9 protein-coding genes are annotated in these 11,168 nt (G+C 69.9%); 2 read left to right on the forward strand and 7 right to left on the reverse strand.

All coding sequences use genetic code 11. The annotated features are described in order from the left end of the window. Nucleotides 1–50 precede the first annotated feature (50 nt). Both ACFWB8_RS22450 and ACFWB8_RS22455 read right to left on the reverse strand, forming a co-directional pair. Nucleotides 51–554, reverse strand: coding sequence for a GtrA family protein (locus tag ACFWB8_RS22450; protein WP_385229769.1), 504 nt, complete (start codon nucleotides 552–554; stop codon nucleotides 51–53). After that, a complete protein-coding gene (locus tag ACFWB8_RS22455) occupies nucleotides 551–1,525 on the reverse strand; it encodes a glycosyltransferase family 2 protein (RefSeq protein ID WP_385229772.1) in 975 nt (324 codons plus the stop codon). Before ACFWB8_RS22455 ends, ACFWB8_RS22450 begins: the two co-directional genes overlap by 4 nt. Before the next feature lie 158 nt (nucleotides 1,526–1,683). Between ACFWB8_RS22455 and ACFWB8_RS22460 the strand changes: the two genes are divergently transcribed. Continuing rightward, nucleotides 1,684–4,563 (forward strand): CDP-glycerol glycerophosphotransferase family protein, encoded by a 2,880-nt coding sequence (locus tag ACFWB8_RS22460; RefSeq protein WP_385229775.1) that lies wholly within the window; start codon nucleotides 1,684–1,686, stop codon nucleotides 4,561–4,563. Nucleotides 4,564–4,583: 20 nt separating this feature from the next. Then, nucleotides 4,584–5,753 (forward strand): glycosyltransferase, encoded by a 1,170-nt coding sequence (locus ACFWB8_RS22465; RefSeq protein ID WP_385229794.1) that lies wholly within the window; start codon nucleotides 4,584–4,586, stop codon nucleotides 5,751–5,753. An 85-nt stretch (nucleotides 5,754–5,838) separates the two neighbouring features. Here ACFWB8_RS22465 and galE read toward each other — a convergent pair whose 3' ends face one another. The 5 genes from galE to rplU form a co-directional block, all read right to left on the reverse strand. Then, nucleotides 5,839–6,819, reverse strand: a complete 981-nt coding sequence (gene galE / locus ACFWB8_RS22470; RefSeq protein WP_385229778.1) for a UDP-glucose 4-epimerase GalE — start codon at nucleotides 6,817–6,819, stop codon at nucleotides 5,839–5,841. A gap of 62 nt (nucleotides 6,820–6,881) precedes the next feature. Continuing rightward, nucleotides 6,882–8,504: a glycosyltransferase family 2 protein gene (locus ACFWB8_RS22475; RefSeq protein WP_385229781.1), complete on the reverse strand. Its 1,623-nt coding sequence runs from the start codon at nucleotides 8,502–8,504 to the stop codon at nucleotides 6,882–6,884. Between the two features lie 127 nt (nucleotides 8,505–8,631). Continuing rightward, nucleotides 8,632–10,077 (reverse strand): GTPase ObgE, encoded by a 1,446-nt coding sequence (gene obgE / locus ACFWB8_RS22480; protein ID WP_385229784.1) that lies wholly within the window; start codon nucleotides 10,075–10,077, stop codon nucleotides 8,632–8,634. Nucleotides 10,078–10,246: 169 nt separating this feature from the next. Continuing rightward, nucleotides 10,247–10,501 (reverse strand): 50S ribosomal protein L27, encoded by a 255-nt coding sequence (rpmA, locus tag ACFWB8_RS22485; RefSeq protein ID WP_030027134.1) that lies wholly within the window; start codon nucleotides 10,499–10,501, stop codon nucleotides 10,247–10,249. Between the two features lie 13 nt (nucleotides 10,502–10,514). After that, on the reverse strand, nucleotides 10,515–10,835 hold the full coding sequence (gene rplU, locus ACFWB8_RS22490) for a 50S ribosomal protein L21 (protein WP_112446572.1): 321 nt from the start codon (nucleotides 10,833–10,835) through the stop codon (nucleotides 10,515–10,517). Nucleotides 10,836–11,168: the final 333 nt, after the last annotated feature.

The raw sequence follows: 11,168 nt of genomic DNA on the forward strand, positions 1-11,168 counted from the left end.
TGCCTGCCACCTCAATCTACGGGGTGGCAGGCGGGCACTGCTCAGGGGTTTCAGACCCTGGACGAGCCGCTCACCGGCTCCGTCCGCGGCTCCGCGCCCTGCGACGCACCGGCGCCGGGGATCAGGATCCTGCGCGACAGCAGGAAGGTGAACGGGATGGCGACGACGGCCGCGACCAGCGGCGCGATCCTGCTGTCCAGTCCGGCCCAGGCGACCAGGGCGTAGAGGCCGACCGACTGGATCACGTAGTTCGTGACGTTGGTCAGCGGGAAGAGGAGGAACTTCTTCCAGGTCGGCCGGGTGCGGTAGGTGAAATAGGTGTTCATGAAGAACGACCCGATCATCGACAGCACGAACGCCAGCGTGTAGGCCAGGAAGTACGGCATCCACGGGTGCAGGAGCAGGTAGATGCCGAAGAAGGTGCCGGTGTTCACGCCGCCGACCAGGGCGAACCGTATGACCTGGCCGAGCTTCTGCTTCCTGTCCTGCGCCTTCGCGTCCTGCGCCTTCGTGTCCTGCGCGTGCGTGTCCTGCGCCTTCCCGTCCTGTGTCATCGGCGGGTGTCTTCCGCGATCACCGCTCGGGACACGCCCGGCACGCGGTCCGCGCCGTGCGCTTCCTTCACGAGGAAGTGCGGGCGGCGCTTGGTTTCGTAATAGATGCGGCCGATGTACTCACCGATGAGGCCCAGCATGATCATCTGGACCCCGCCGAGGCCGGTGATGAGCGCGACGAGGGTGACGTAACCGGGCGACTCGACGCCGTTCGTGATCGCCATGACGGTGATCCACAGCGCGTACAGCCCCGTCAGGGCGACCAGCGACACGCCGAGCCAGATACCGATGCGCAGCGGCCGGTTGTTGAACGAGATCAGCCCGTCCATCCCGTAGTTCACCAGCGAGCCGAACTTCCACTTCGTCTCGCCGGCCTCGCGCTGCGCGTTGCGGTAGTCGAAGTGGACGGTGTCGAAGCCGATCCAGGAGAACAGGCCCTTGGAGAAGCGGTTGTACTCCGGCAGCGCGAGCAGCGCGTCCACGGCCGGGCGCGAGAGCAGGCGGAAGTCGCCGACGCCGTCGGCGAGCTCCACGTCGACCCACCGGTTGATGCCCCGGTAGTAGAGGCGGCTCAGCGCGGAGCGGAGTTTCTTGTCACCCTCGCGCGTGCGGCGGGCGATGATCTGGTCGTGCCCCTGCCGGTAGTAGTCGAGCATGGTGGCGATGAGCTCCGGCGGGTGCTGGAGGTCCGCGTCCATGATCACTACGGCGTCGCCGGTGGCCTCGCGGAGGCCCGCGAGCATGCCGGCCTCCTTGCCGAAGTTGCGGCTGAACGAGACGTACCGGGTCTGCTCGCCGTGCTGCGCGGCGATCTTGCGGAGTTTTTCGAGGGTGCCGTCGCGGCTGCCGTCGTCGACGTAACAGACCTCATAGTCGACGGGGAGGGCGTCCAGGACCCTGCGGATCTCGAGGTCGAAGCTGTCGACGACAGCTTCCTCGTTGTAGCAAGGGACTACTACGGACAGCTTCATGAACACTTCCTGCTGGGTCCGAACGGGTGATTGTCGGCGACCGGACCCGCCACTCACCTCTTCCTTAGAAGTATGCACGCCGGGCGTCGGCCTGCCTGAGTCGAGTGCGGCACACGGTAGCTTTGACGGGATAAGCGGAATGGAACGAAGGGATCGAGGTGCACGTGCCTGACGTCTCCGTGGTCGTCATCGTCTACAACGACGCAGAGCGTCTGCCGACAGCCGTCCAGTCGGTTTTGGACCAAACCCTGCACGGGGTCGAAGTCGTGATCGTCGACGACTGCAGCAAGGACCGGTCCTACGCGGTCGCCCGGGAACTGGAGGCGGCGCACCCGGGAAGAGTGCGCGCCTTCCAGCTACCGGAGAACAGCGGCGGCTGCGGCGCGCCGCGCAACCATGGCATCCGGCAGGCCACCGGCACGTACGTCATGTTCCTGGACAGCGACGACGTGCTGGAACGGAACGCCTGCCGGAACATGCTGGCCGCCGCCGAGCGGACCGGCTCCGACCTGGTCTCGGGCATGTGCGTACGCGTGCACCTCGACAACCGGTGGGGCAAGACCACCGAGTGGTACCCGTGGATCTACTCGCGCACCCGGACGCTGGAGTCGATCACCGAGTATCCGGACCTGCTGGTCTACGACACCCTCTCCACGAACAAGTGCTACCGGCGCGCGTTCCTGCTGGAGGAGGGCCTGGAGTTCCCGGTCGGGATCCACTACGAGGACCTGCTGTTCTCCGCGCAGGCCTACGTGGCCGCCCGCCGCATCACGCTGATCCCCAACCACGTCTACTTCTGGAACGTGGTCGAGAACTCGGCGGCGAAGTCGATCAGCAACCGGCGCCACGAGATCGCGAACTTCGTCCACCGGATGGAGATCCACCGGCGCGTGGACGAGCTGCTGGCCGCCAAGGGCCACGCGCAGATCAAGTCCGCCAAGGACGCCAAGTTCCTCAAGCACGACCTGGTGCTGCACCTGCGCGACCTGCCCCTGCTGGGCGACGCGTACCGGCAGGAGTTCGCCCGCCTCGCCAACGGTTACCTGGCCGGCATCGACCCGGCCGCGTACGACAACGTCAACCACCTCCAGGCCATCTGCGCCTACCTGCTGGGCAAGGAGGACTGGGACAACCTGCTCCCGGCCGCCGACGCCATGACCAACAAGGGCCGGCTCTCCTCCCCGCTCGCCGAGCGCGACGGCCGCGTCTACTGGTGCGCGCAGCACATCGACGACCCTGACGACACCGAGGGCCGCCGGATACTGGATGTCACCGACCAGGGCTTCCACACCACCCCGCTCGGCTCCCTCACCCTGGGCAACCGCCTCAGCTCCTACGAGGACGACGGGCGGGGCACGGTCACGCTCTCCGGCGCCGTCGTGAACCCGCTGGGGCGGATCAAGCCCGAAGCGGAACTCAAGGCCTCGCTCGAATTCCGGGCCCGCCGGCAGATCGGCGTGCGCTCGTTCAGCTTCCCGGCGTCAACCGTGCGCCACGCCGGTGACACGATCGAGTGGACCGCGACCGCCGACATCGGGAGCACGGTCCGCCCCCTCGGCATCATCGACGCCGTCTGGGACGTCCGCCTGAAGTTGACGGCCGGCGGGAACCGCGTCACCACCCGCGTCTCGGTCGGCGAGGTCGACCTGGAGAAGGCGGCGCGCCTGCGGGTCCGCCCGCGGCTGACCCGGCTGGTCTCGGACCGCTTCGAGCCGGAGATGACCAAGAAGGGCAACCTCTCCTACGTCCTGACCGCCGAGGGCGCCGCCGCCGTACGCACCCAGTCGCTGATCAACAACGCGATGCAGGGCAAGGCCGCCAACGTGGTCAAGCGCGGCCTGCGCCGGGCCCTGAAGGCCCGCCGCAACCTCGGCTCGGGCGAGCAGAAGGTCAAGCTCTACCACGAGGTCTTCTCGAAGCTGCCGGTCAAGAAGGGCACGGTCGTCTTCGAGAGCCACATGGGCAAGCAGTACAGCGACAGCCCCAAGGCGATCTACGAGGAGATGGTGCGCCAGGGCGCGCCCTTCGAGGCGATCTGGTCCTACGCGGGCGGCAAGCCCACCGGCTTCCCCAAGGAGGCCACCCTGGTCCGGCGCTGGAGCTGGCCCTACCTGCGGGCGCTGGCGCAGGCCGAGTACTGGGTCGACAACCAGGGTTTCCCGCTGGCACTGGCCAAGCGCCCGGGGACCACGTACATCCAGACCTGGCACGGCTCCGCGCTCAAGCGGATGGGCTTCCACGAGCCCCGCACCAAGGCGCAGGGCCGGGCCGGGCAGGCCAAGTTCCAGGCGGCCGTCGACCGCTTCGACCACTTCCTGATCCGATCCGAGCACGACACCCGCAGCCTCGCCAAGGGCTTCCGGCTGCGCGACGAGGTCCTGCTGCGCACCGGCTACCCGCGCAACGACGCGCTGGTCGAGGTGCAGCGCAGCGAGGCGGACAGCGGCGAGCGGGTGCGCGGTCCGCTGGCCGCGGACCTCGGCATCGACCCGGAGAAGAAGGTGCTGCTGTACGCGCCCACCTTCCGGGCGAGTGCGGACGGCACCGTCGAGGGCTTCGAATTCCCCTTCGACGTCGAGGAGTTCGCCGACCGGCTCGGCGACCGCTTCACGCTGCTGGTGCGCACCCACTACCTCAACAGCGTCTCGCTGCCGCCGTCGGTCGAGGGCCGGGTGATCGACGTGTCCAAGCACCACGACATCACCCCGCTGCTGGCCCTCGCGGACGGGCTGATCACCGACTACTCGTCCGTGATGTTCGACTACGCGGTCCTGGACCGGCCGATGGTGTTCTTCGCGTACGACTACGAGAAGTACGCGACCGACATCCGCGGCACGTACTTCGACCTGAAGGAGAAGGCCCCGGGCCCGGTCGTGGCCACGGCGGACGAGCTGTTGCAGGCCCTCGGCGCCTTCGAGGAGGCGGACGCGAAGTACGCCGAGGCGCGCCAGCGCTTCCTCACCGAATTCGGCGAGTACGACCGCGGGGACGCGGCCCGCCAGATCGTCGAGAAGTTCTTCACCAGGAGCGGCAAGTGAGCCAGCAGACCGCCGAGTCCGTGCCGGACACCGAACAGCCTGGCGGCCGTGACATCTTCCTCGTCTCCAACAGTGTGGACGAGCTCGGCGGTGTGACCACCTGGTCGCACCAGATGGCCCGGCTGTTCACCGACCGCGGCCACCGGGTGCACATCGTCGGCATCGCCCCGGTCGCCGAGGAGATCCGGCAGAAGCTGCCGCAGGACCTCCCGTACGAGATGACCACGCTGTACGACGCCCACCCGCCCAAGGCCCGCCGGCTGCGCGGGATCAAGGGTCGGCTGAACGCGCCCGAGCGGCGCCGCCAGGCGGCCCGCCGGGCGCGGATGCGGGCCAAGGCGCACACGCTGAGCGAGCTGTTCCGCGCGGCCCGGCCCGGCGGTGTCGTGATCGTCACCCAGGTCTGGGCGATGGAGTGGGTGGCCCTCGCCGACACCAAGGGGCTCAGCGTCATCGGCATGAGCCACGAGTCGTTCGAGGCCAGCCAGAAGTCCACGCGGGGCGATCGGGTACGCCGCTACTACCCGGAGGTCGACCGGATGCTGGTGCTGACCCCCGAGGACGCGGACCTGTGGATCCGGTCCGGCATGGAGAACGTGGGGAGCATGCCGAACCCGCTGCCCTTCATGCCGCAGGCGCCCGCCCCGCGGACCGGGAAGGTCGTCGCGAGCGTCGGCCGCCTCGCGTTCGAGAAGGGCATGGACCTGCTGCTCGACGCCTGGGCGGACGCCGCCCCGCGCCACCCCGACTGGGTCCTGCGGATCTACGGCGCGGGCGTGGAGGAGCCGACGCTGCGGGCCCACTGCACCTCGCTGGGTCTCGACGACTCCGTGGAGTGGATGGGCAGCACGGACGACGTGCTGGGGGCGCTGCGCGGCGCCTCGGTGTTCGCCCAGGCCTCCCGCGCCGAAGGGTTCCCGATCACCCTGCTGGAGGCGATGGCGGCGGGCGTGCCCGTGGCCGCCTTCGACTGCGCGCCGGGCGTGCGGGAGATCGTCGAGCACGGCGAGGACGGGCTGCTGGCCCGGCTGGGCAACACGATGGAGCTGGCCGGGCACCTGGACGCGCTGATGTCGGACCGGACGCTGCGCGACCGGCTCGGCGACGCCGCCTTCCACCACGTGCAGCGCTACTCCAGCGCCGAGATCACCGATCGGTGGGAGGAACTGTTCTCCTTCCTGGAACGCTGAGCCCCTCCCCCGCGCATGCGAAAGCCGCCCGCCCCGGTCACGACCGGGGCGGGCGGCTTCGTACGCGCTCGAAGGGGCCGGCAGGTCAGCCCTGGCGCTTGGCTTCCCAGCCCTTCCAGGCCGAGGTGATCATCTCGCGGACGTCGTGGCGCGCCTTCCAGCCGAGCTCGGCCGCGATCCGGTCGGCCGAGGCCACGACCTTCGCCGGGTCTCCCGGGCGGCGCGGGGTGACCACGGGCGGGCGGGTGTGCCCGGTGTGCTCGTTCAGCAGCTCGACCATCTCCCGTACGGAGACGCCCTCGCCGCGGCCGATGTTGACGGTGAGGTCCTGGTACTGACCCTGCGCGCCCCACTCGGCGAGCTTGCGCGCCGCCACCACGTGCGCGTCGGCGAGGTCCTCGACGTGGATGTAGTCGCGGATGCAGGTGCCGTCCGGGGTCGGGTAGTCATCGCCGAAGATCCGCGCGCCCTCGCCGGCGTCGTACCGCTCGAAGACCATCGGGACGAGGTTGAAGATGCCGGTGTCGGCGAGCTCGGGAGTCGCGGCGCCCGCCACGTTGAAGTAGCGCAGGCAGGCGGTGGAGATGCCGTGCGCCTTGCCCGCGTCGCGGACCAGCCACTCGCCGGTCAGCTTGGTCTCGCCGTACGGGCTCAGCGGCGCGCACGGGGTCTCCTCGGTGACCAGGTCCACGTCGGGCATCCCGTACACGGAGGCGGAGGAGGAGAAGAGGAAGTTGCGGATGCCCGCGGCGGCGACGGCCTGCAGCAGGACCGTGAGTCCGTGGACGTTCTCGTGGTAGTAGTACAGCGGCTTCTCGACGGATTCGCCGACCTGCTTCTTGCCCGCGAGGTGCACCACACCGGTGATCTTGTGCTCGGAGAGGGTCTTGTCCAGGACCAGCCGGTCCAGGACCGAGCCGATCACCAGCGGGACGCCCTCCGGGACGCGGTCCTCGTTGCCCGTGGAGAGGTCGTCCAGGACGACCACTTCCTCCCCCGCGAGGAGCATCGCGCGGACGACGTGCGCGCCGATGTAGCCGGCGCCACCGGTGATCAGAAAAGTCATGCCGTGTCTCCCGAGTGCTGTTCGGTGCCGTTCGGTGCCATGTGATGGTTTTTGGGCCCGCCTCAGCCCGCCGCGCGGCCGGCCATGGCCCGGTGGAGGCGGTTGCGTACGAAGCTCAGCGCGCCCTGCGCGCCGGGCGCGAGCCGCAGCGCCAGCGAGCCGCCGGCCGTGCGGAACGGCTGTGCCAGCAGAACACCATACCGGCTGCTGACCAGCGCCCGCCGGTGCAGCAGCCTGTCGAGCGGCCGCGGGGAGGTGACCAGCGAACTCCCGTCCGCGCACTCCACGGCCACCTGGACGTTCCACGCCTGCATGCCGCGCCGGCCCGTGCGGCGCCCGGCCGCGGCCACCGCCGTGAGCCGGAACGGCAGCTCCGCGCTCCAGCCGCCGGTCTCGTCGGGCAGCAGCGCCGCCGACGGGGTGGTCACGGGCTCCCCGCCCGCGCGGGGCACGAACCGCAGCTGCGCGGTGTGCGGCCCGGCCGCGGCCAGGCGCCCGTACAGGTCGTGGAGGTGGATCCGCAGCCCGCCGGCGCCGGAGGGCTCGGCGTCGATGGTGACGGGCAGCTCGGCGACGGGCAGTTCGGCCAGCCCGTCCAGCTCGACCGGCAGTTCCCCGCTCCACACCGGCAGCCCGTCGGCGTCGGTGGCGTACGGGGGCAGCAGGCGGGCCGGGTCGGCGGCGAAGTGCGTGAGCCGGACCAGCTCGGCGGGCGCGGGCGGGGTCGCGGTGGCGCGCAGCACCCGTACGATCCAGCGGGCGTGCGCCCCGGCGGCCTCAATGTCGGCCTCGGCGAAGGTCTCCACGTACTCGCGGGTCAGGGTCCACCAGGCGGCCTGGTACTCGGGGTCCTTGCCGAGCTCGCGCAGGTACATGCGCAGGTCGTACTCCAGGAACTTGGCCTGGCAGGCCCGGCCCAGTTCGGGCGAGGACTCGGTGATGATCCGGGAGGCCGTGCGGTGGGCCTCGATGCGCGAGCGCCAGTTGCCGACGTCCTTGCGGTCCAGGGAGATCGACACCTGGGCCGCGCTGCGGCGCACGTGCCACACGTAGACGAGGTCGCCGATCACCGCGATGCGCGGGGCGGCGGCCAGGACGCGGGCGGTGAAGACGAAGTCCTCGTAGATGAACCGGCCGTCGGGGAAGCGGATGGAGTGCTTGTCCAGGAAGGAGCGCTCGTACAGCTTGTTGACGCACAGGGTGTCGCGGACCAGCTCGGGCCGGTCGGCGGGCCGTTCGATGACGTCGCCCGCGGTGTACACGCCCTGCGCCCACGGCACGTCGCGGCCCTCGGGCAGCTCGCGCCTGACGCACGCGCCGACGGCGACCGGCGTGCGGTGCTCCTCGGCGGCGCGCACCAAGGCGTCGGCCGCCCCCGGGGGCAGGACGTCGTCGCTGTCCAGGAAGAGCACGTAGGGGGCGCTCGCGGCAGCGATCCCGTCGTTGCGCGGGGTGCCGCAGCCGCCGCTGTTCTGCGTGCGGTGCACGACCTTGAGGCGCGGGTGGCGGGCGGCCAGCTCGTCGAGCACCTGGGCGGTGCCGTCGGACGAGGCGTCGTTCACGGCGATGACCTCGGCGACCACCGGGCCCTGGGCGAGAGCCGAGGAAACGGCCTCGCCCACGAGCCCGGCGTCGTTGTACGCGATCACCACGACGGAAACGGTGGAGGGATTGGTGCTGGTCACCCGGTGGATCCTAGGCGACCCGGGTAAACACAACCTCAAGACCGCCCACCAGCCCAAAAATCGGCGCAGAACGGGTGGAAATAAGGCTGGACCCGGATGAACTCGGAAGGGCCGGAATTCGTCTAACTCAGAAGGGGCGGAATTCGTCGTACTCCTTCTGGGCGGAGTCCTCGCGCTTGGCTTCCTTCTCCTTACGGCGCGTGGTCGCCGGACGCGGCGCCTCCAGACGGTGGTCCTCACCGCGGCGGCCCAGCATCTCGGCGCCGGCCATCATGGTCGGCTCCCAGTCGAAGACGACCGCGTTCTCGTCGGAGCCGATGGCGACGCCGTCACCGGCGCGGGCGCCGGCCTTCCTGAGCGCGTCCTCGACGCCGAGGCGGTTGAGGCGGTCGGCGAGGTAGCCGACGGCCTCGTCGATGTTGAAGTCGGTCTGGCGGACCCAGCGTTCCGGCTTCTCGCCGCGCACCCGGTAGACGTCCTCGACCTCGTCGTAGGCGATGGTGAAGCCGCTGTCGTCCACGGCCTTCGGGCGGATGACGATACGGGTCGCCTCCTCCTTCGGCTTGCGGGCGCGGGCCTTCGCGATGACCTCGGCGAGGAAGAAGGACAGCTCCTTCAGACCCGTACGGGCGACTGCGGACACCTCGAAGACCTTGTAGCCGCGGGCCTCCAGATCGGGGCGGACCATGTCCGCGAGCTCCTGGCCGTCGGGGATGTCGACCTTGTTGAGGACGACGAGGCGCGGGCGCTTCTCCAGGCCGCCGCCGTAGAGCCTGAGCTCTTCCTCGATGACGTCGAGGTCGGCGATCGGGTCACGGTCGGACTCCAGCGTGGCGGTGTCCAGGACGTGCACCAGCACCGAGCAGCGCTCGACGTGGCGCAGGAACTCCAGGCCGAGGCCCCTGCCCTGGCTGGCGCCGGGGATCAGGCCCGGGACGTCGGCGATCGTGTAGACGGTCGAGCCGGCCGTGACGACGCCCAGGTTCGGGACGAGGGTGGTGAAGGGGTAGTCCGCGATCTTCGGCTTGGCGGAGGAGAGCACCGAGATCAGCGAGGACTTGCCGGCGCTCGGGAAGCCGACCAGCGCCACGTCGGCGACGGTCTTGAGCTCCAGGATGACGTCGCCGCCGGTGCCGGGGACGCCGAGGAGCGCGAAGCCGGGCGCCTTGCGGCGGGCGGAGGAGAGCGCGGCGTTGCCGAGGCCGCCGCGGCCGCCCTCGGCGGCCACGTAGGTGGTGCCCTGACCGACGAGGTCGGCGAGGACGTTGCCCTCCTTGTCGAGGACGACGGTGCCGTCCGGGACGGGCAAGATCAGGTCCGTGCCGTCCTTGCCGGAGCGGTTGTCGCCGGCGCCGGGCTTGCCGTTGGTGGCCTTGCGGTGGGGGCTGTGGTGGTAGTCGAGCAGGGTGGTGATCGCCTGCTCCACCACGAGGATGACGTCGCCGCCACGGCCGCCGTTACCGCCGTCGGGGCCGCCCAGCGGCTTGAACTTCTCCCGGTGAACGGAGGCGCAGCCGTGGCCCCCGTTACCCGCGGCGACGTGCAGCTCGACGCGGTCCACGAAGGTGGTCATGGGTGTTCCTCCAGATACATACGGGAATGTCCCGGGCAGGCCTTGCTGCCCATTAAACGTGTCTCTATGACAACGCGCCGAGGGCGGATCTCTCTTCCCGGCTTCCGCCGGGAAGAGCTGAGATCCGCCCTCGGGGTGTTACGAACGCTTCAGATCAGCAGGAGCTGGATCAGGCGGCCGGAACGATGTTGACGACCTTGCGGCCACGGTGCGTGCCGAACTGGACCGCACCGGCCTGCAGCGCGAACAGCGTGTCGTCGCCACCACGACCGACACCCGAGCCCGGGTGGAAGTGGGTGCCGCGCTGGCGGACGAGGATCTCACCAGCGGAAACGACCTGACCGCCGAAGCGCTTCACGCCGAGCCGCTGGGCATTGGAATCGCGCCCGTTCCGGGTGGACGATGCGCCCTTCTTGTGTGCCATGTCTCAGTCCCTCTTACTTCGCAGCCGCGGGGATACCGGTGACCTTGATCGCCGTGTACTGCTGGCGGTGACCCTGGCGACGGCGGTAGCCGGTCTTGTTCTTGTAACGCAGGATGTCGATCTTGACGCCCTTGTGGTGGTCCACGATCTCAGCCGTGACCTTGACGCCAGCCAGGACCCACGGGTCGCTGGTCACGGCTTCGCCGTCGACAACGAGCAGGGTCGAGAGCTCGACCGTGTCGCCAACCTTGGCGGTGGGAATCTTGTCAACCTCAACGATGTCGCCGACAGCAACCTTGTGCTGGCGACCACCGCTGCGCACGATGGCGTACACGCGGATCTCTCTCTCACTCGGGACGGATGCTCCTGAAGCCAGCCGCTCAGGCAGGCCTGAGGCCTGCACGGATCCGGATTGGACGAGCGGCCTCTCCGGGCAGGGCCCGGAGGAAGGTGCTCAGGAGCGCGGCGCGCACTGGACGGATTCGCCCAAACATGCCGACGGTCTAGGTTACGGGGCCGGTTCCAGGGGGTCAAACCGGGTCCCGCAGGGTCGGGGGGGGGGGGGCGCCGGGGGGGGGGCCCCCCCCCCCACCAAAGCCGCAAAAGAGGGCGGCGGGGCACACGCGGCCCGCGCCCCAGCAACCCCCCCCCCCGCCGACGAAAAACC

The organism is Streptomyces sp. NPDC060031, assembly GCF_042736805.1.
GTDB lineage: Bacteria > Actinomycetota > Actinomycetes > Streptomycetales > Streptomycetaceae > Streptomyces.

What these genes read in the sequence shown, in the direction of transcription:
- galE (WP_385229778.1), bottom strand. Translation starts at nt 6,819, where the DNA reads ATGACTTTTCTGATCACCGGTGGCGCCGGCTACATCGGCGCGCACGTC.
- obgE (WP_385229784.1), bottom strand. Translation starts at nt 10,077, where the DNA reads ATGACCACCTTCGTGGACCGCGTCGAGCTGCACGTCGCCGCGGGTAAC.
- ACFWB8_RS22450 (WP_385229769.1), bottom strand. Translation starts at nt 554, where the DNA reads ATGACACAGGACGGGAAGGCGCAGGACACGCACGCGCAGGACACGAAG.
- rpmA (WP_030027134.1), bottom strand. Translation starts at nt 10,501, where the DNA reads ATGGCACACAAGAAGGGCGCATCGTCCACCCGGAACGGGCGCGATTCC.
- ACFWB8_RS22455 (WP_385229772.1), bottom strand. Translation starts at nt 1,525, where the DNA reads ATGAAGCTGTCCGTAGTAGTCCCTTGCTACAACGAGGAAGCTGTCGTC.